Origin of the sequence: Jatrophihabitans endophyticus (assembly GCF_900129455.1) — a bacterium.
Taxonomy (GTDB): Bacteria; Actinomycetota; Actinomycetes; order Mycobacteriales; family Jatrophihabitantaceae; genus Jatrophihabitans; species Jatrophihabitans endophyticus.
Genome location: NZ_FQVU01000001.1, coordinates 708,925 through 729,070, shown reverse-complemented (window position 1 = coordinate 729,070; position 20,146 = coordinate 708,925). Strand labels below are relative to the sequence as shown.

The following is a 20,146-nucleotide window of genomic DNA, read 5'->3' as shown; positions in this document are numbered from 1 at the left end:
CTCAGCGGGGCACGCCGCGCAGGCCGCGGCCGGGGTACGCGTCGGGCTGCAGCTCGCCGTCGCGGACGACGAAGGTGCCGGCGACCAGCAGGTGCCGCACGCCGCGGGAGGGCCGGGCGCCGTCGGCGTACGTCGCGGTGTCGGTGACGGCGTCGGGGTCGAGCACCACGACGTCGGCGTCGCCGCCGGCGCGGAGCACGCCCTTGGTGCGGGCCGCCGGCGCGACCTCGTCGAGCAGCCGGGCGGGCAGGTAGGAGCAGCGCCGGAAGGCGTCGGGCCAGCTCCACGTACCCGTCTCGCGCACCATCACCCGCAGCGACCGGGCGTAGGTGCCGGCGGTCCGGGGGTGGGTGCGGCCGCCGGGCGGCAGCGGCCAGGCCCGGGTGTCGCGCGCATCGGCCCACAGCACCGGACCGGCGTCGCTGGCCACGATGGCGTCGGGGTAGGCGAGCGCGCGCTCCAGGTGGGCGAGGTCGGCCGGGTCGTCCTCGTCGAGGAACTCGACCAGGCACTCGATCTCCGGCTGGTCCCGGCGCAACGCGCGCAGCCGCGCCTCGTCCGCGACGCGCTCGCCGGTCTCGACGACGACCAGGTCCGACGGCTGCAGCCCCCACGCCGGCAGCCGTTCCGGAGCGAGGAAGGCGGCGCCGATCGCGGTCGCGCCCGCACCGTAGGGGTAGCACTCGACGCTGACCCGCGACCCGGCCGCGCGGGCGTCGTCGAGCAGCGCGAGGACGCGCTCGACGTGCCGGCGCGACGTGCTGTTGACGTGGCAGTGGTGCATGGCCGCGCCGGTCTCCGCGGCCGCGCGCACGATCTCGTGCGACCCGTCGACGGGAGTGGTGGGGTCGGCCTCGACGAGCTCCCGCACGTGCGTGAACGTGGGGGCGCCGGCGCGGGCGGCCAGTGCCGCCACCGCGGTGAACTCCGCCGGGTCGGTGCGCGGCGCGTACCCCTGCAGGATGCCGATGCCGAGCGCGCCGCCGGCCAGCTCGCGCTCGAGCAGGCCGAGCCAGCGCTCCCGCTCGGCGACCGACGACGAACGCTGCCAGTCCGTGCGGCCGAGCAGGGCGAGCGTGGTCCAGATCGACGCGTCGGGCTCGTCACCGAGCAGCACCTGCGCCCGCGCCGCCGCCCACGACGCCGAGAAGCCGTAGTGCAGTGGCCGGCCGGCGCGGGCCGCCTCGTCGTAGGCCCGCTCGACGGGCATGAGCCCGGCCTCCAGGTCGAGCGCGGTGGTGACGCCGTCCATGGCCTGCAGCCGTTGGCCGGCCACCGAGTGCACGTGGCTGTGCAGGTCGACGAACCCGGGCCCCACGACGTACCCGGCCACGTCGACGACGGTGTCGCCCGGCCCGGCCGTCGCCGGCCCCACCGCCGTCACGGTCGCGCCGTCGATCGTCACGTCGGCCACGGCGTCGAAGTCCGAGCCGGGGTCGATCACCCGGCCCCCTCGCAGGATCAGCACCCCGCCAGTCAAGTGCACCGCGGGCCGCCCGAGGTCGTCGGCGCGTACCAATTCGCGGTCCCGGTTGGTGGCGGCGGATGAACTAGGCTCGACGACACCCGCCCTACTGTCAGGTGGTGCTCGCGTCCGTGCCCGCTCTCGCCCGCACCAGCCTCGCCCGGGTGCTGCACGACCTCGGGGGCACGCTGCTCACGCTCGTCCACGGCGATCCGGACGACGCCGCGGAGCTCGGCGGCATCACCATCCACGATCCCCTCGACGACACCGCGCTGCCGCCACGTTCACTGGTGCTCGCGGTCGGCGTCGGCACCGGCGACGACGTGGTGCGCCTCGTCCGGCAGGTGGGGGAGCAGGGCGCGGTCGGCGTGGTCCTGCGCGCGCCCCTCGTCGCCACCGCCGAGGTGATGACGGCGGCCCGCGAGGCCGGCGTCGCCCTGCTCGAGCTCGCCCGCGGCGCGTCCTGGACGCAGCTCGCGGCGATGCTGCGGGTGCTGGTGGCCGAGGGGGACGTCGGCGTCGACGACGCGGAGTCGTTGGGCGGGCTGCCCGCCGGGGACCTCTTCGCGCTCGCCAACGCCGTCGCGGCCCTGCTGGACGCACCGGTGACGATCGAGGACCGCGGTTCGCGGGTGCTCGCGTTCTCCGGTCGGCAGGACGAGGCCGACTCGTCACGCGTCGAGACCATCCTGGGCCGGCAGGTGCCCGAGCGCTACCTGCGCGTGCTCGTCGAACGCGGCGTGTTCCGCGACCTGGCGCGCAGCGACCGGCCGGTGCACGTCGACCCGGTGCCGATGGGCGACGGCGGCTTCTCGGTGCCGCGGGTCGCCGCCGGCGTCCGCGCGGGCAGCGAGCTGCTGGGTTCGATCTGGGCGGCGGTGCGCGAGCCGCTGACCGAGGATCGCGCGACCGCGCTCCAGGACGCCGCCAAGCTCGTCGCCCTGCACATGCTGCGGGTCCGGGCCGGGGCCGACGTCGAGCGACGGTTGCGTGCCGACCTGCTCGGTACCGCGCTCGAGGGCGGCAGCGGCGCACCGGGCGCGCTACGCCGCCTCGGCCTCGTCGACCAGCCCGTGGTCGTGCTGGCGCTCTCGGTCGTCCAGCCCGAGGCGGACGGCACCGGCGACGGCAGCGACGTGATGAGCGCCGACGCCGCGCTGGCCAACGAGCGGCAGCGCATCAGCGACGCGTTCGCGATGCACCTGAGCGCCTTCCACCCGCGGGCCGCCGTCGCCCTCATCGCCGGCGTGTCCTACGGCCTCGTGCCGGTGCGTCACGGCGACGGGACGCTGGCCGAGGAGCGGGCCGTGCAGATCGCGGGCGACTTCCTCGAGCGGGTCGGCAGGAAGGTGCACGCGGTGGTCGGCGTGGGCCCGGTCGCCGAGGACGTCGTCGGGCTCGCCTACGCCAAGAGCTGCGCCGACCGCGCCCTGCGGGCGCTGCGCGAGCGCGGCAGCCGCTCGGGAGCGAGCGCGGCCGCGCGGCTGGCCGACGTCCACGTCGAGTCACTGCTCATCGAGCTGCGCGACATGGTGAACGCGCGGGGCGACCGGCCCACCGGATCCGTCGCCCGGCTGCTCGCCTACGACGCCGAGCACGGCTCCAGCCTCGTCGACACGCTGCGCGCCTGGCTGGACGCGTTCGGCGACGTCGTGGCGGCGTCGGCCGCGGTGCACGTGCACCCCAACACGTTCCGGTACCGGCTGCGCCGGCTCGGCGAGGTCGGCGGCATCGACCTCGCCGACGCCGATGCCAGGTTCGTCGCCATGCTGCAGTTGCGCGTCATCGCGTCCTGATGCGCGTGGGTGATCGCCGGGGGCGGTTCGGGGCACCCTCGACGCATGCAGACACGTTCTCTGGGCAACGACACCGTCGGGCGGCACGAGGTGGGGGCGATCGGCCTCGGGCTGATGACCTTCGACCAGACCGGCGCGCAGCCGCGCGAGCAGCTGCTCGACACCGTCCGGGCCGCCCTCGACGCGGGCGTGACGCTCTTCGACACCGCGGACGCCTACGGCCCCGGCGACGAGTTGGGCGAGCGGGCCCAGGGCGCGAACGAGACGCTCGTCGCGGGACTGCTCGACGAGCTCGGCGTGCGCGACCGGGTGCTCCTGGCCACCAAGGCCGGGCACGTCCGCACCGACGGCGGTGGCTGGGCACTGGCCGGCTCACCGGAGCACCTGCACGCCGCGGTCGACGCCAGCCTGCGGCGGCTCGACGTCGAGCAGATCGCGCTCTGGCAGCACCACCGCCCCGATCCGGCCGTCGACTACGCCGTGACGCTCGGTGCGCTGAAGGAGGTGTACGAGTCCGGTCGCGTCGCGATGGTCGGGCTGTCCAACGCCGACCCGCAGCAGATCCGTCAGGCGCACGAGATCCTCGGTGACGCGCTGGTCAGCGTGCAGAACCAGTTCTCGCCGGCGTTTCGCAGCAGTCGTCCCGAGATCGAGGTGTGCGACGAGCTCGGGCTGGCCTTCCTGCCGTGGAGCCCCCTCGGCGGCCTCACCGACGCGAAGGGGCTCGCCGAGGCGCACCCGGCCTTCGCCGAGGTCGCCGGTGAGCTCGGGGTGAGCGCGCAGCAGGTGGCGCTCGCCTGGGAGCTCGCGCAGGCGCCGGTCGTCGTCCCCATCCCCGGCGCGAAACGACCGCAGTCGATCGCCGACTCCGCCGCGGCCGCCGACCTGCGGCTCGGCGACGACCAGCTCGCGCGCCTCGACCGCGGCTGACGGCGGCCCGACCGTCCGGCTCGGACGGCTCAGGCGCTGAGCCGCTGCCCCGCACCACCCGGCGCGGGAGCCGGCTCGGCGAGCATGCCGATCCGGTTCTTGCCGGACTTCTTGACCTGGTACATCGCCCGGTCGGCGTCGGCCAGCGCCTGGTGGGGGTCGGTGGCGTGCCCGGGCAGGCTCATGCCGATGCTGGCCGAGACGGTGGTGATGCACGCGCCACCCACCACGTACGGCGCGGCGACCCGGTCCAGCGCGCGCTGCGCGACGATGTGCAGCTGCTCCGGAGCCTCGAGGTCCGGGCAGAGCACGACGAACTCGTCGCCGCCGAGCCGGGCCACCGTGTCCCCTGCGCGGACGACGCCGTCGAGACGTCGCGCGACCTCGACGAGCAGCGCGTCGCCGGTGTCGTGGCCGAAGCCGTCGTTGACGGCCTTGAAGCCGTCCAGGTCGAGGAAGAGCAGGCCCACGGTGCGGCCCGAGCCCGGGGCCTCGCCCAGCGCGCGGGACAACCGCTCGCCGAGCAGCGCGCGATTGGCGAGTCCGGTCAGCGAGTCGTGCAGGGCCCGGTGGTGCAGGGTGTCCTCGGCGATCTTGCGGGCGGTGATGTCCTGGTAGATGCCGATGACCTGCTGCACGCTGCCGTCCGGGCCGCGGGCCACCGACATGTTCGCCTCGACGTCGAGCAGGCTGCCGTCCTTGCGCACGAGCACGCCCTCGGTGGTGGTCGCGTCGTCCTCGCCGTTCAGCAACCGCGTCAGGGTGGCGCGGCGTAGCTCCGCGATCGCCGGCGCGAGCAGCAGGTCGACCGACGCGCCCACCAGCTCCTCGGCCCGGTAGCCGAGCATCCGGGCCAGGGCGGGGTTGACGTCCTCGATCGTGCCGTCCACCCGGCGGATCAGCTGCCCGACCGTGGAATGCCGGAACTGCGAGCGGAACTTGGCCTCGCTGGCCGCGAGGGCCCGTTCGGCCTCGACCCGCTCGGTCACGTCGACGTTGATCTCGAGGATCACCGGCTCGCCGTCACCGTGGCTGTCGAGGACGTGCTGGGACGTCATGCGCAGGGTGCGGCCGTCCGCGTGGCGATGCTCGAGCTGACCGCGCCAACTGCCGGCGCTCGCGAGCCGGTCCTCCAGCTCGGGCAGCGTCACGCCGACGAACTCGGTGTGCAGCAGGTCGTGGGTGCGGCGCCCGATCGCATCCTGTGCCCGGAAGCCGTAGGTCGCGACGGCGCCGTCGTTCCAGAACCGGATCGTGCCGTCGAGCGACCGGACGATGACCGGCTCGGGGATGAGGTCGAGCAGGCGTGCCTGGCGCCGCGCGCGCTGCTCGGCGCGGCGACGCGCGGTGACGTCGGTGATCTGCGCGAGCAGATGCAGCTCGTCGTCCGGCCCGTTCGTCATCGGCACGACCCGCCAGGTCGTCCACACCTGACGCCCGTCCGCGCGGCGGAACAGCCGTTCGAGGGTCACCGGGCGGTGGTGCACGACGAGGTCGTACAGGCCGCTCGACGGCACGTCGGAGCTCGCGGGCACGCCGATGAGCCCGTCCAGCGACATGCCGAGCAGGGTCGTGGCCGGGTGACCGAACAGCGTCGACATGGCCGGGTTCACCCGCACCACCGGCCACCCCTGCTCGGCGTCGGCCCGGATCACGGCCATGCCGAGCGGACTGCCGTCGAAGGTGGCCCGGAAGCGGGCCTCGCTCTCCTCGACCACGGCGAGCGCGCGCCGGGTGTCGGCCAGCAGCTCGGCGTTGCGGGCGCTGTCCGACCAGTGGCGCAGCACCCCGCCGAGCGCCTGCGCGAACAGGCAGAGCTGGTCGGCGTCGGCCCGGCCGAACGCGTTGACGAGGTCGCTGCTCAGGGTGACGGCGCCGACCACCCGGTCGCCGGCGACGAGGGGCGCCGCCACCGCCGAGGCCATGTCGGCGGCGGTGGCGATCGCGCGGTCGATGCGCGGATCGGAGGCGGTGTCGCGCGACAGCAGGGTGGTGCGTTCGGCCATGGCGCGTCCGGTCAGCGACCCCGACTCGTCGATGGCGGCGCCCGCTACCGTGGCCGACGACCCCGCGACGGCGTGCGCGTGGAGCCGGCCGTCGGCCGTCGTCGCCACGACGGCGCCGCGGGCGCGGGGGAACGCGGCGAGCGAGTGGTCGGCGACGAGCTGCAGCAGCCGGTCCAGGTCGCCGGCGGGCACCTCGGCGACGGCGGACTGCAGGGCGACGACCGCGGCCAGCCGGTCCATGGCGTGCATCAGCGGCACCTCACCGCGATGGTGCGGGAGGCGCATACCGCTGGCGTGCTGCCGATGGTGCTCATCGCGATGATCATCGACGCGTCCGGACCGGACTTGAGCGCTCCGGACGCGACGCGTCAGCCGCCGTTCGTCAGGGCGTCGCAGGACGGCCATTGCGCGAGCACGACGTCGACGACCTCCTGCAGCTCGGCGGCGCTCGCCCCGCCGGCCGCCTGCACGGCCAGCCCGAAGCGCACCGCGAACAGGTAGCGGGCGACGGCGGTCGCGTCCTGGCCGCCGGGCAGCTCGGCGGGGGCGGCGCGGCCGAGTCGCTCGGCGAGCATGGCCTCACCCTGACGGCGTCGGGCCGCGAGGTGCTCGTGCGCGGCCCGGTTGCGGTCGGACGCCGGGAGCGCCCCCTGCACCGTCATGCACCCGGTGGGCGTGCCGACGCCCGCCGCGAGCGCGACCATGCCGCGCAGGAGGTGCTCGGCGACGGCGCGTGCCGTCGGCTGGTCCAACGCGACGGCGAGGTGGCTCGCGGGGCCGGTGACGTAGCGGTCGACCGCCCGGCGGAAGAGCTCCTCCTTGTTGCCGAAGGCGGCGTAGAGGCTCGGCGGGGTGATGCCCATGGCCTCGGTCAGCTCGGCGACGCCGGTCGCCTCGTAGCCCTTCGCCCAGAACAGCTGCATCGCCGCCTCGAGGGCGGTGTCCTGGTCGAAGCCGCGCGGCCGGCCACCGGGCATCCGAACCTCCGGCACGTTTCCCGACACCATCGACGCTACAGCTCGGCGCGGTGGACGCGGGGATGGGCCGGCGCCCTGGTGGCGCGGCCGGCCACCGGACGAACGGCGTGGCAGCGCCGGGTCGCGAAGCGGACGGGACCGGTCGCGGCACGCGCCGCCGCCACCCGCCGCCGGACGAGGCCGTTGCCCGCGCCGACGAGCGCCACCAGGGCCAGCCCGACGACGGCGTCGAGCAGGTAGTGGTTGCCGGTGCCGAGGATCACGAGCGTGGTGACGACCGGGTACAGCACGCCCGCGATCCGCACCGCGCGGTGCCGGGCGTGCCGCAGCATCAGCCAGCCGCACCACAGCGCCCACCCGGCGTGCAGCGACGGCATGGCCGCGTACTCGTTCGTCAGCCCGGCGAGGCCCCGCGGCGCGGCCGAGTTGTCGCTCCACCACCCCCAGCGGTGCACCTCGGCGACGACGTCGTGGATGCCGGCGCCGGGCAGCAACCGGGGCGGCGCGACGGGCAGCAGGCAGAAGCCGAGCAGGGCGACGAGGGAGGCGATCGCGAGCCACGTGCGCGCCGACGCGTAGTGCGGCCGGTGACTGCGGTAGAGCCAGACGAGCACGGCGGGTGTGACGACGAAGTGCAGGGTGGAGTAGTAATAGGCGGCGCCGACGGCGAGCGGTGTCAGCTGGTGCAGCTCGCCGTCGAGCCACTGCTCGGGGGCGAGGTGCAGCACCCGCTCGCCGTGCAGGATGGCGTTGCCGCGGTCGACGGCGGCGGCGATCGAGCCGCGGCTCAGGCCGCGGGTCAGGTCATAGACGGCGAAGACGCCGAGCACGAGCAGGATCTCGCGCAACCACGGCGGGAACCGGAGGTGCGCGAGACGTCCCCCCGGTTTCATAGCGATCACTATAGAACGTCGGCCACCGTTGTCACGCGATCCGTGGTGATGCCGTCGACACCCATGGCGACGAGCTCCCGCGCCCGCACGGCGCTGTTGACGGTCCACCCGACGACGGTGTCCGTAACAACGTGCAGTGCGCGCACGCTGTTCCCGGTCAGGGCGCGGTGGCGCACGGTCACGCCGTCGGCGGCGAGGGGAGCGCGACCGGCCGCGATCACCTGGCGCGCGGTGTCGAGGGTCCGCCAGGTCCGAAAGCCCGCGTCGGCGAAGCGGGCGAGGTCGACCGGGTCGCGGGTGCTCACGACGTGCGCGGCCGGGTCGGGCACCAGGCCGGCGAGGGCCGCGACGAGCCGGACCCGGGCGGTGGGGTCGCGATCCTTCGGATCGAACAGGACCGCCGCCGTTCCGGCGGCGTCCAGCAGCTCCGCGACGGGCAGGTCGGGCGACGGCGTGCGACGCCGGCGGACCCGGGCGTTGTCGCGCTCCCAGCGCCCGCCGGCCCACGCGACCGGGCGGAAGTGGGTGACCACCGCCTGCCCGGCCACGAGCCGCACGTCGACCTCGAGGTAGCGCGCGCCGGCCGCGACGCTCGACCGGGCACGGGATGCCGTGTCCGTGCGGTGGGCGACGAGGAACGGACCGGTCATGCGCCGACGTCGCTCTGCGGATGCTCCTGCGCGATGCGCACGATCGTCCGCTCGAACGCGGCGATGCTGGCCGGCACCCGGTGCAGCGTGCGGCGCAGCAGCAGCATCGCCACGCGCGGCAGCGCGCCGGCCAACGGTCGGGCGGTGATGACGCCGGCCTCGACGAGCGGGTCGCCGTGGATGCTGTAGTCGGGCAGCAGCGAGGGCCCCACGCCGTTCGCCACCAGCAGCTTCACCATCTCGGCGCCGTCGGCGCGGAAGCTCTCGACGGGGTGGTCGTCACCGAAGAGGCGCTGCGCGAGCCGGTGCATCAAATACCCGGGGCGCGAGCTGACGAACGGGCGCTCGCGCAGGTCGGCCGCGGTGATCTCGGACTTGGCCGCCAGCGGGTCGTCGGTGCGGCAGCACACGGCCGGCCGTCCGAGCAGCAGTGGCGTGGGCGTGAGTCCGGTGGGCACGTCGTCGCCGGGGAACATGTTCACCAGGCCGATCTCCAACCGCCCCTCGAGCAGCCGCTCGTGGATGCGTGACTGGAACATCGTCGCGACGTCGACGGTCGTCGTCGGCTGCTCGGTGGCGAAGGAGCGCACCGCGGGCACCAGCAGCGCCGAGGTGCCGGCGTGCACCGTGCCGACGCGGATGGTGCGGCTGGCCCGGCTCGCCGCGCTCGCGGCCGCCCGCAGCTCGGCGACCCCGCCGAGGATCTCGGTGACGATGGGCAGGATGTCGCCGCCCTCGCGGCTCACCTTCGCCCCCGCGCGACGACGCTCGAGCAGTGGCACGCCGAGCTCGTGCTCGAGACTGCGGATCGCCGCGCTCAGCGCGGACTGCGACACGTGCAGCTCGTCGCTGGCGCGGCGCAGTGAGCCGTACCTCGTCACGGCCGCGAGGTATTCGAGCTGCTCTGTTCGCACCGTCGTGATCCTTCCTCACCGCGCCGAGGTGCCGGCTGGGTGGAGCGGCAGGGGTGCGCGGCTTTCGCGATCACCCCCACCGGTATTCCGTCGACGCGAGTGACAAGCGGCACTGCGGGCCCGGCCCGCATAGCCTAGGTTTCCTATCGCCATGGTCGACTTATCTCGCGACGCCCGTGTCGGGTGCGCGAGCGACGACCCCGCCACCGTGTCGAAGGAAGTCCGTCCGTCATGCCCCGTCCGCCGATCTACAACGGCTTTCTCCACCTGACCCCGAACCACCACAGCCACGGCTACTGGCGCACCGACGAGGGGCGCATCCAGCTCGGCTACAAGGACCTCGACCCCTACATCGACGTCGTCAGGACTCTGGAACGCGGCCGGTTCGACTCGCTGTTCATCGCCGACGTCGTCGGCGTCTACGACCTCGAGTACGGCGACGGCACCGGCACGATCCGCGCGGGCTCGCAGTTCCCCGAGAACGACCCGGCGGCCATCGTCTCGGCGCTCGGCTACGTCACCGAGCACCTCGGGCTCGCGATCACCAGCAACATCATCCAGGACCACCCGTTCTCGTTCGCCCGCAAGCTGTCCTCGCTGGACCACTACACGCACGGCCGGGTGGGCTGGAACATCGTGACGTCCTACCTGAGCAACGGCTTCCGCAACTTCGGCCACAACGGCATCACCTCGCACGACGAGCGCTACGAGTGGGCGCAGGAGTACCTCGACGTCACCTACAAGCTCTGGGAGCACTCCTGGGAGGACGGCGCCGTCGTCGCCGACGCCGCCAGCGGGACGCTGTTCGACCCGGACAAGATCCACACCATCGACCACGTCGGGCCCCGGTACAAGGTGCAGGGCCCCCACATCGTCGAGCCGTCGCCGCAGCGGACGCCGGTGCTGTTCCAGGCCGGCAACTCGACGGCGGGCCGCGAGTTCGCGGTGCGCAACGCCGAGGTCACCTTCCTGCCCTCGGTCACCCCGGAGGCCGCCCGCAAGGACGTGCGCGAGCTGCAGGAGCAGGCTCGCGCGGCCGGGCGCGCACCCGGCAGCCTCAAGACGCTCGTGCAGCTGTCCACGGTGATCGGCTCGACCGAGGAGGAGGCGCGTCGCAAGCAGCAGCACCTGCACGACAACATCGACTTCGACGGCCTGATCGGCTTCTACAGCGGCGGTTCGGGCATCGACTTCACCTCGATCGACCCCGAGACGCCCCTCACCGAACTGCGCGACCGCGTTGCGCTCGGCGATCACGTCCGCTCGATCTTCCGGGCCATCGTCGATGCCGACCTCGGCCGTGGCCGCGAGCTCACCTGGCGCGAGTACCTGCTCGAGCACGCGTTGCTGCCGGGTCGGTTCGCCGGCACGCCCGAGCAGATCGCCGACCACGTCCAGGGCTGGGTCGAGGCGGGGGTGGACGGCTTCAACGTCGTCCCCATCACCACGCTCGGCTGGTGGGGCGAGTGGGTCGACCACGTGGTGCCCGTCCTGCAGGCCCGCGGCCTCGCGCAGACCGAGTACGCCGAGGGGACGCTGCGGCAGAAGCTGTTCGGCCAGGGCGACCGGCTGCCGGTGACCCATCACGGCCGCGCCCTCGGCCTCGCGCCCGCCCTGACCTGAACGACCCCGCCGGCAATCGGCACGTGCACAATCGAGGAGACGAAGTGAGAAGGAAGCTGGCAGCACTGGTGGCGACGCTCGCGTTCGCGGGGCTGGCCCTCACCGGCTGCGACGGGGGATCGTCCGGCACCGCGTCCGGCAGCGGGAAACGCCTGCTGAACCAGACCATCACGTACGCGCACGAGCAGGAGCCGCCGTGCCTCTGGGGCGGTTGGGTGCAGCAGGCGTACCTGTCGCGGCAGGTCTTCGACTCGCTCGTCAGCTACGACGACGGCACGATCGTCCCGTGGCTCGCCACCTCGTGGAGCACGTCGCGTGACGGGAAGACGGTCACCTTCCAGCTCCGCAAGGACGTCCGCTTCACCGACGGCACGCGCTTCGACGCCAAGGCCGTCGTGGCGAACTACGCGAACTGGGCCAAGGGCATCAGCTGGCACAGCTTCACCTACCTGACCGGCGCCACCGCGACGGGTGCCTACACCGTGGCGCTGCACCTGTCGCAGCGCAATCCGGAGATCTTCCAAGAACTGTCCAACGGCCACTACGGCCTGCAGTCGCCGACCGCGCTCGCGACGCGCTCCACGGCGCAGAACTGCCACCAGCCCGTCGGGTCCGGGCCGTGGATCGTCAAGGAGTGGAAGGTCGGCAACGAGATCGTCTTCGCCCGCAACGACAAGTACGACTCCGCTCCGGCGAACGCCCATCACAACGGCCCGGCGTACGAGAAGGAGCTGCGCTGGAAGTTCGTCCCCGACGCGACGACTCGATGGACCGCGCTGACGACCGGGCAGGCCGACGTCGTCTACGACGTGCCGGCGGTGCAGTGGCAGACCGCGAAGAAGAGCTACCAGGTGCTCAACTTCGTGGCCGGCGGCCGCCCGCAGGGCTTCTCGTTCAACGTGCAGCGCGGGCCGTTCACCGACAAGCGGGTGCGGCAGGCGTTCCTCTACGCGTCCGACCGGCAGAAGACCGTCGAGGCGGTGTTCAAGGGGTCGGTGCCGTTCGAGGGCAACGGCGCGCTCGCGAGCTCGACGGTGGGCTACCACGACGTCGACAGCGCCTACCCCTTCGACGTCGCCAAGGCCAACCAGCTGCTCGACCAGGCGGGGTGGACGACGCGCAACGGTGACGGCGTCCGGACGAAGAACGGGCAGGCGCTGACCATCCGACTGCCGTACGGCAACGGGTCGATCGTGACGGCCGAGGGCTCGGCGGTGCTGCAGGCCATCCAGGACCAGGTCAAGGCCGTGGGCTTCGACCTGCAGCTCATCCCGCTCACGCAGACGCAGCTCTTCTCGGGCGCGAAGTCCGCGCCGACGGACAAGGAGCTGAGCTTCGGCTACTGGGTCTGGGGCGCACCCAACATCCTCGACATCAACTTCGCGGCCAAGCAGGGCGGGGTGGCGAACGGCAACAACACGTCGTTCTTCGACGACCCGGCCATCGAGGCGCGCATCAAGGCGGCGCAGATCGAGACGGACCCGGCGAAGCGCAAGCAGGAGTACGCGCAGCTGCAGCAGTGGTTCACCGACCAGGCGATCGCGGTCGGCGTGTACGACCAGACCTACAACGTCGCGATCTCGCCGAAGCTCAAGGGTGTCTGGCAGGACCAGAACAGCAACGGGCTGCTCAACTTCAACGACGCCTACTTCGTGTCCTGACATGTCCGTCATCGACAAGCCGACGCTGACGGAGGCGTTGCCCGCGGGGGACGCCCCCGTCGGGCGCTCCGGCCGACTCGGTGTGCGTCTCGTGGCGTCCAAGCTGGCGTCGGCGGTCTTCGTGCTGTGGGGCACGGTCACGGTGACCTTCGTCGTGCTCGCCGTCCTGCCCGGCGACCGCGCGACGATCCTGCTCAACGTGCGGTCCGGGCAACAGATCCCGCGCTCCGCCGCCGAGCTCGCGCCGATCAACCACGAGTTCGGGTTCGACCGGTCGGTCGTCGTGCAGTACGTCCGCTACCTCGGCGACCTGCTGCACGGCGACCTCGGGATCTCCTACCAGTCCGACCGGCCGGTCTCGACGATCATCGGCGAGCAGATCGCGCCGACGTTCACGCTCGCGCTGGCCGCGCTCGTACTGGCGTGGCTGCTCACCGTCGGGTGGACGCTGCTGACCGCCGGGCGCAGCGTGCGGCTGCGCTCGCTCGGCTCGGCGGTGGAGACGATCTCGGCCGGGCTGCCGCAGTACTGGGTCGGCATCCTGCTGCTCATCGTCTTCGCGGCGCAGCTGGGCTGGTTCCCGGTCATCGGCGGCACGTCGCTCACCGGGACGGTGCTGCCCGTCGCCACCCTGGCGATCCCGCTCGCCGGCTTCCTCGGGCAGGCGACGCGTTCGGAGTTCGACCGGGCGATCCGCGAGCCGTTCGCCGTCTCGGCCCGGGCCCGGGGGATGAGCGACCTCGCGGTGCGGGCGCGGCACGTGTTGCGTCACGCCCTGATCCCCGGCATCACGCTGTCGGGGTGGGCCATGGGTTCGCTGCTCTCGGGTGCGGTGCTGGTCGAGACGGTGTACGCCCGCCCCGGTCTCGGGGCCGTCCTGGTCACGGCGGTCAGCCAGAAGGACTTCGCCGTGGTGTCGGGGATCGTGATCCTGATCAGCCTGCTCTACGTGGTGATCAACCTGCTCGTGGACGTCGTCTACGCGCTCGTCGACCCTCGGCTGCGGGGCGCGCTGTGAGCGTCCCCACGACCGAGCTGCTCGCCCGCCCGGTGCGCCGCCGGGGTCGGCCCGCGCGCGTCCCGGCGTCGGTGATCGGCTCCGGCCTGGTCGTGCTGTTCTTCGTGCTGGCGATCGTGTGGCCGGCGCTGCTCGCGACGCACGACCCGAGCCACGCCGACATCCTCAGCACGCTGCAGGCGCCGTCGGGGAGCCATTGGCTCGGCACCGACGCGGTCGGCCGTGACGTGTACAGCCGCATCGTCTACGGCACCCGCCCCTCGCTGCTGATCGGGCTCGGCGTCATGGCTCTCGGCCTCGCCGTCGCGGTCGTGCTCGGCTTCGCGTCGGGGCTCGGTCCGCGATGGCTCGCGCAGCCGGTGAACCGCGTCCTCGAGGTGCTGCTCGCGTTCCCCACCCTGCTGCTCGGACTGCTGTTCGTCGCGCTGCTCGGCCCGTCCGCCACCAGCCTCATCGTGGCGGTCGGCATCAGCACCGCCCCGGGGTACGCCCGGCTCATCCGGGCCCAGACGCTCAGCGTGAAGGGCTCCGCGTATGTCGAGGCGGCCCGCGCGCTCGGGCACTCGCGGCGCACGATCCTCGTCCAGCACATCGCCCCGAACGCCTTCCGGCCGCTCGTCGCGCTCGTCGCCCTCGGCATCGGGACGTCCATCGTGTGGGCCTCGGGCCTGTCGTTCCTCGGTCTCGGCGTCGCGCCGCCGTCGCCGGAGTGGGGCCTGCTGCTCAGCGACGGCCGCGCCAACATCACCGTGGCGTGGTGGCTCGAGATCTTCCCCGGCATCGCCATCGTCCTCGTCGCCCTGTCGTTCACGCTGATCGGCCGGCACCTGCAGGACGTGGTGGAAGGAGGTCGGCTGTGACGACCGTGACCCCGAAGGGCGCCCGCAACCGTGAGGGCGCCGTCCTCGGCGAGCGCGTGCTCGAGGTCGAGGGCCTCGACGTGTCGTTCGCGGACGGCCGCGGCGGCCGTCACCACGTCGTGAAGGACGTCGGCTTCGAGCTGCTCGCCGGTCAGTGCGTCGCGCTCGTCGGCGAGTCCGGCTCGGGCAAGAGCGTCACCGCGCGCACCGTCCTCGGCCTGGCGGGGGACACCGCCGACGTCTCGGCCACGACCCTCGCACTGCACGGCGAGACGCTGCTCGGACGCTCGGACTCCTGGTGGCGTCGGGTGCGCGGCCGGCGCATCGGCTACATCCTGCAGGACGCGCTCGTGTCGCTGGACCCGCTGCGCCCGGTGGGCAAGGAGGTCGCCGAGGCGCTGCGGCTGCACCGGCAGGGCAACCGGTCGACCCGCGGCCGGCGGGTGCTGGAGCTCCTCGGCCGCGTCGGGGTGCCCGAGCCCGCGATGCGGGCCCGGCAGCGTCCGGGCGAGCTGTCCGGTGGCCTGCGGCAGCGCGCGCTGATCGCGTCGGCCATCGCGCTCGACCCCGAGATCGTGATCGCCGACGAGCCCACCACCGCCCTCGACGTGACGGTGCAGGCGCAGGTGCTCGACGTCCTCAAGCGGATGCTCGCCGACGGCACCAGTGTCGTGCTCATCAGCCACGACCTGGCGGTCGTGGCCAAGCTCGCCGATCACATCCTGGTCATGCAGGGCGGCCGGATCGTCGAGTCCGGGCCCGCCACGACGGTGTTGCGCGACCCGCAGCACGCGTACACGCAGCAGCTGATCGACGCCGTACCGAGCGAGCACACGAAGGGCACCCGGTTGTCCGGCACCGCGCAGGTGTCGGCCCGCGAACTGTTCCCCGCGAGCCGCGACGCGGGGTCGGACGACGGCGCGGTGCTGCTCGAGGGGCGCGACGTCGTGAAGAGCTTCGTGGGCCCGGACAAGGTGCGGCGGACGGTGGTCAACGGGGTGTCGTTCCGTCTCGACCGCGGCGAGACCCTCGGCATGGTCGGGGAGTCCGGGTCGGGAAAGAGCACGCTCGCGCGCATCGCGTTGTCGCTGGAGACGCCCGACAGCGGCGACGTCAGCTTCCTCGGCCGACCGTGGAGCGCGGCCACGCCCGCGCAGCGCCGGGCGGCGCGACGGCGGATCTCGGTGGTGTACCAGGACCCGCTCAGCTCGTTCGACCCGCGCTGGCGCGTCTCGCGCATCCTCACCGACGCGATCGAGCTCGGCGATCCGGTGCACGCCGGCCGGGCGCGTGGGCGCGCCGTCGACCTGCTGCGGGCCGTCGGGCTGGGGGAGGAGCACCTCGACGCGTGGCCGCTGCGGCTGTCGGGCGGGCAGCGGCAACGGGTCGCCATCGCGCGCGCCATCGCGACGAACCCCGAGGTGATCGTCCTCGACGAGGCGGTGTCGGCGCTGGACGTGTCGGTGCAGGCGCAGATCCTCGACCTCCTCGCCGACCTGCAGCGCCAGCTCGACGTCAGCTACCTGTTCATCTCGCACGACCTGGGAGTCATCCACCACATGAGCGACCGCGTCCTCGTCATGGAGAACGGCTTCGCCGTCGAGCAGGGCACCGCGGACCAGATCTTCACGGACCCGCAGCAGCCCTACACCCGCACGTTGCTGGAGTCGCTGCCGCGGCTCGAGTACGCCGCGCTGCGCGAGGCGGTGTCGTCGCACCGATGAGCGAACCGTCCGCCCTGACCGAGGTGCAGGCCGCCGTCCGGGCCTTCGCGCAGCGTGCCCGCACCGACGCCGTCGCCCGCGAGCGCGAACACGGCGCCGGCGATCCCGTCGTCGCCGAGGTCTTCGCCGAGCTGGTGGCCGACCTGCTCGCCACCGGCATCGGTCGGGTGCGCGTGCCGCGCCGCTTCGGCGGCGCGGAGGGGCACGTCGCCGATCTCGGCGCCCTGCTGGTGGAGGTCGCGACCGCCGACTCCAACCTGGCCCAGATCGTGCGCGGGCACCTGGGGTTCGTGGAGTTCCTGCTGCAGCGCGGCGACGACCCGGTGACCGCCGAGCTGCTCACCGCGGCGGGCCGCGGCGAGTTCTTCGGGCCCGCCGCGTCGTCGCCGGGAGCGGCGGCGGCGCAACGCGCCGGTGACGGTCCACCGGCACTGACCGACGGGGTGTGGCTGCACGACGAGGGCGCCGGGCTCCGGCTCTCGGGCGTCAAGTACTACACGACCGGCAGCCTGTTCGCGGACTGGATCAACGTGCTGGTGCCCGACGGCGACGGCTTCGTCGAGGTGGTCGTGCGGCGTCACGACCCGGGCGTCACCGTCGTCGACGACTGGTCCGGCTTCGGGCAGCGACTCACCGCCAGCGGCACCGCGAGGTTCGACGCGGTGCCGGTGCGTGCCGACCTGGTGCTGCCGCACACCGACCCGGCGCTGCCGGAGTTCCTCGGCGCGTTCTACCAGTTCGTGCACTCCGCGACCCAGGCCGGCATCACCCGGCGCGCCGCCGACGACCTGGCCGCCCTGGTGAAGGGACGTCGACGCAGCTACCCCCTCGCCGCCGCGCCGGAGCCGAGACACGACCCGCAGGTGCTGGCCGTCGTCGGCGAGGTCGCGAGCCGCGCGCTCACCACGCGCGCCACGGTGCTCGCGCTCGGCGCCGCTCTCGACGCCTACCTCGCGGCCGTCGGCGAGTCGCGCGATGCCGCGCTGGAGCGGGCCGTCGTCGAGTCGGCCGCCACCCAGGTCGTGAACTCCAGACTGGCGGGGGAGGCCGGCTGGCTGCTCTTCGACGCGGGCAGCGCCGGCGCGCTCGACACCGCCCTGGCCCTGGACCGGCACTGGCGCAACGCCCGCACGGTCTCGTCGCACAACCCGTCGATCTACAAGGCACGCCTCGTCGGCGAGTACCTCGTCAACGGCACGCTGTCCTCGACGCGTCCCGCGCCGCCGGCGCGGGTCGGCTGAGGCGGCGGCCGTGGCGGTCATCGCGCACTGGTTCCTGCCGACGAACGGCGACTCCCGGTCCGACCTCAGCCTGGGCAACGCGGTGGGGGCGGAGGGCACACGCGTCGAGCAGGGCAGCAGCGAACGCGCGCCCAGCCTGGCCTACCTGCAGCAGGTGGCCCGCGCGGCAGAGGCCAACGGCTTCGTGGGCGCCCTGACACCGACGTCGAGCTGGTGCGAGGACGCCTGGGTGGTGACCTCGGCGCTCGCGCAGGCCACCGACACGTTCCGCTTCCTCGTCGCGTTCCGTCCCGGCCTGGTCTCACCGACCCTGACGGCGCAGATGGCGGCCACCTATCAGCGCCTGACCGGCGGTCGGCTGCTGCTCAACGTCGTGACCGGCGGCGACGACGTCGAGCAGCAACGCTTCGGCGATCACCTGACCAAGGCCGAGCGCTACGCCCGCGCCGACGAGGAGCTGCACGTCTTCCACGAACTGTGGACGGGCGAGCCGGTCACCTTCCGGGGCCGCCACGTCGACGTCCGGGACGCGCGGATCGTGCCGCACGCCGTCCGTCCCGACATCTACCTCGGCGGTTCGTCGCCGGAGGCGATCGACGTCGCCGCGCGTCACGCCGACGTCTACCTGACCTGGGGCGAACCGCCCGCGCAGGTGGCGGAGAAGATCGCCGCGGTGCGGCGCCGCGCGGCCGGGCGCCGCATCCGCTTGGGCATCCGGTTGCACGTGATCACCCGCGACACCGCGGCCGAGGCGTGGGGCGAGGCGCAGCGTCTGGTCGACGGGCTCACCCCCGAGCAGATCGAGCGGGCCCAGCGGGTGCAGCGGGCCTCGCAGTCCGTCGGGCAGGCCCGCATGGTCGCGCTGCATCACGGCCGCACGGACGGGCTCGAGGTCTATCCGAATCTCTGGGCCGGCGTGGGTCTCGTCCGTGGGGGCGCCGGTACCGCGCTGGTCGGCAGCCACGAGGAGGTCGCCGACCGCATCGCGGAGTACCACGCACTGGGGCTCGAGGAGTTCGTCCTCTCGGGCTATCCGCACCTGGAGGAGGCGTACCGCGTCGGCGAGGGGCTGCTGCCGGTGCTGCGCCGCCGCGGTCTGCTGGCGACGGACCCGAACCCGGTCGCGCCGGTCACGGTGGACGCATGACGACGCGCGAAGCGGCGCCGGTGACCGTGGGTCCGCCGCCCGTGCTGCGCGACGCCGCCGCCGCCGTGGCGGCCGCCGAGGCCTACGCGGCGGGCATCGCCGACGGTGTGGTGACCCGCGATCGTGCCGGCGCCGCGCGCGTACCCGTCGCCGAGCTCGCGGCCTACGACGCGTCCGGGCTGCTCGCGATCACGCTGCCGGTCGCCGACGGTGGCGCGGGGCTCGGGCCTGCCGTGCTCTCGCAGGTGTGCCGCACGGTCGCCGCGGTCGATCCGGCGATCGCGCAGGCGCCGCAGGGTCACTACCTGTTCCTCGACGTGCTCATCGCGTACGCGGCCGAGGGTGCGCGGCGCCGGCTGGCGGCCGAGGTGCTGGCCGGGCGGCGGATCGCGAACGCGCTCGCCGAACGCGGCGGCGGCGACGCCCAGGCGCTGCGGACGCGGCTCACCGCGGGCAGGCTGTCCGGCCGCAAGTACTACGCGACCGGTGCGCTCACCGCGCACTGGATCGCGGTCTCGGCCCTGGACGAGAACGACCGGCTGGTCGTCGCGTTCGTGGAACGCGAGGCGGCGGGCGTCACGCTCGACACCGACTGGGACACCCTGGGGCAGCGGGCGACCGTGTCGGGCAGCGTCCTGCTCGCGGACGTCGCCGTCGACCCGGAGCTCGTGCTGCCGTACTGGCGCTGCTTCGAGGGGCCGCAGCAGCTCGGTGCCCGCGCCCAGCTCTACCACGCCTCGATCGAGGCCGGCATCGCCGCCGGCGTGCTGCGCGACGCCCGGTGGTTCGTCACCGAGAAGGCGCGGCCGTTCTTCGAGGCGGCGCAGCGGGGCTGGGCGACCCGGGCCGCCGACGACCCACACGTCGTCCACCGCTTCGGCGTCATGGCCACGAGGGTGGCCGCGGCCGAGTCGCTCGTGGCCCGCGCGGCCGCCACGCTGGAGGGGATCGGGTTGACGCCGACGTCCGCCGACGACGCGGCCCGCGGCTCGGTCGCGGTGGCGCAGGCCAAGGCGTTCGCGTCCGAGGTCGCCGTCGAGGTGTCGTCCGAGCTGTTCTCGCTGTCGGGTGCCTCGGCCACCGACGAGAAGTACGACCTCGGCCGGCACTGGCGCAACGCGCGCACGCACTCGGCGCACGACCCCGTCGACTGGAAGTACCACCACGTGGGCGCCTACCTGCTCGACGGGGTGCTGCCGCCCAACCACGGACAGCTGTGAGGCCGTCCGCCGCCGTCGCCC

General features: G+C 73.6%; 16 protein-coding genes. 10 read left to right on the top strand and 6 right to left on the bottom strand.

The features are described 5' to 3' along the window. Nucleotide 1: 1 nt before the first annotated feature. The gene (locus BUE29_RS03370) at nucleotides 2–1,468 is read right to left on the bottom strand and encodes an amidohydrolase family protein (protein ID WP_073385875.1); all 1,467 of its coding nucleotides are present in this window, start codon (nucleotides 1,466–1,468) and stop codon (nucleotides 2–4) included. Between the two features lie 116 nt (nucleotides 1,469–1,584). On the opposite strand from BUE29_RS03370, the gene BUE29_RS03365 reads away from it, so the two are divergent. Together BUE29_RS03365 and BUE29_RS03360 are read left to right on the top strand one after the other, a co-directional pair. Further along, nucleotides 1,585–3,261: a PucR family transcriptional regulator gene (locus tag BUE29_RS03365; protein WP_084180737.1), complete on the top strand. Its 1,677-nt coding sequence runs from the start codon at nucleotides 1,585–1,587 to the stop codon at nucleotides 3,259–3,261. Between the two features lie 45 nt (nucleotides 3,262–3,306). Then, nucleotides 3,307–4,191, top strand: a complete 885-nt coding sequence (locus BUE29_RS03360) for an aldo/keto reductase (protein WP_073385872.1) — start codon at nucleotides 3,307–3,309, stop codon at nucleotides 4,189–4,191. A 29-nt stretch (nucleotides 4,192–4,220) separates the two neighbouring features. Here BUE29_RS03360 and BUE29_RS03355 read toward each other — a convergent pair whose 3' ends face one another. From BUE29_RS03355 to BUE29_RS03335, 5 genes are all read right to left on the bottom strand, one after another. Continuing rightward, nucleotides 4,221–6,446 carry a sensor domain-containing diguanylate cyclase gene (locus tag BUE29_RS03355; protein WP_159440819.1) on the bottom strand — a complete coding sequence of 742 codons (2,226 nt, stop codon included), beginning with the start codon at nucleotides 6,444–6,446 and terminating at the stop codon, nucleotides 4,221–4,223. Between the two features lie 119 nt (nucleotides 6,447–6,565). Then, entirely contained in the window at nucleotides 6,566–7,189 is a 624-nt protein-coding gene (locus tag BUE29_RS03350; protein ID WP_200800014.1) for a TetR/AcrR family transcriptional regulator, read from the bottom strand. A 20-nt stretch (nucleotides 7,190–7,209) separates the two neighbouring features. Continuing rightward, entirely contained in the window at nucleotides 7,210–8,067 is an 858-nt protein-coding gene (locus tag BUE29_RS03345) for a phosphatase PAP2 family protein (protein WP_073385863.1), read from the bottom strand. An 8-nt stretch (nucleotides 8,068–8,075) separates the two neighbouring features. After that, nucleotides 8,076–8,717, bottom strand: a complete 642-nt coding sequence (locus tag BUE29_RS03340) for a glycerophosphodiester phosphodiesterase (protein WP_073385860.1) — start codon at nucleotides 8,715–8,717, stop codon at nucleotides 8,076–8,078. Further along, nucleotides 8,714–9,631: a LysR family transcriptional regulator gene (locus BUE29_RS03335; protein WP_073385857.1), complete on the bottom strand. Its 918-nt coding sequence runs from the start codon at nucleotides 9,629–9,631 to the stop codon at nucleotides 8,714–8,716. The genes BUE29_RS03340 and BUE29_RS03335 overlap by 4 nt, the downstream gene beginning before the upstream one ends. A gap of 231 nt (nucleotides 9,632–9,862) precedes the next feature. Between BUE29_RS03335 and BUE29_RS03330 the strand changes: the two genes are divergently transcribed. From BUE29_RS03330 to BUE29_RS03295, 8 genes are read left to right on the top strand one after another with little or no spacing between them, the layout of a single operon-like run. Further along, nucleotides 9,863–11,254, top strand: coding sequence for an NtaA/DmoA family FMN-dependent monooxygenase (locus BUE29_RS03330; RefSeq protein WP_073385854.1), 1,392 nt, complete (start codon nucleotides 9,863–9,865; stop codon nucleotides 11,252–11,254). 44 nt (nucleotides 11,255–11,298) lie between these two features. Further along, entirely contained in the window at nucleotides 11,299–12,915 is a 1,617-nt protein-coding gene (locus BUE29_RS03325; RefSeq protein WP_073385851.1) for an ABC transporter substrate-binding protein, read from the top strand. A 1-nt stretch (nucleotide 12,916) separates the two neighbouring features. Further along, complete coding sequence (locus tag BUE29_RS03320) at nucleotides 12,917–13,933, top strand: ABC transporter permease (RefSeq protein WP_073385848.1); 1,017 nt, start codon at nucleotides 12,917–12,919, stop codon at nucleotides 13,931–13,933. Beyond that, nucleotides 13,930–14,793, top strand: coding sequence for an ABC transporter permease (locus BUE29_RS21765; RefSeq protein ID WP_200800013.1), 864 nt, complete (start codon nucleotides 13,930–13,932; stop codon nucleotides 14,791–14,793). Before BUE29_RS03320 ends, BUE29_RS21765 begins: the two co-directional genes overlap by 4 nt. A gap of 5 nt (nucleotides 14,794–14,798) precedes the next feature. Next, nucleotides 14,799–16,517, top strand: a complete 1,719-nt coding sequence (locus BUE29_RS03310; protein WP_073386942.1) for a dipeptide ABC transporter ATP-binding protein — start codon at nucleotides 14,799–14,801, stop codon at nucleotides 16,515–16,517. After that, nucleotides 16,514–17,758 carry an acyl-CoA dehydrogenase family protein gene (locus tag BUE29_RS03305; protein WP_073385846.1) on the top strand — a complete coding sequence of 415 codons (1,245 nt, stop codon included), beginning with the start codon at nucleotides 16,514–16,516 and terminating at the stop codon, nucleotides 17,756–17,758. Before BUE29_RS03310 ends, BUE29_RS03305 begins: the two co-directional genes overlap by 4 nt. A 10-nt stretch (nucleotides 17,759–17,768) precedes the next feature. Then, complete coding sequence (locus BUE29_RS03300; RefSeq protein ID WP_073385845.1) at nucleotides 17,769–18,905, top strand: LLM class flavin-dependent oxidoreductase; 1,137 nt, start codon at nucleotides 17,769–17,771, stop codon at nucleotides 18,903–18,905. Next, entirely contained in the window at nucleotides 18,902–20,125 is a 1,224-nt protein-coding gene (locus BUE29_RS03295; RefSeq protein WP_084180643.1) for an acyl-CoA dehydrogenase family protein, read from the top strand. Before BUE29_RS03300 ends, BUE29_RS03295 begins: the two co-directional genes overlap by 4 nt. The last annotated feature ends 21 nt before the right edge of the window (nucleotides 20,126–20,146 follow it).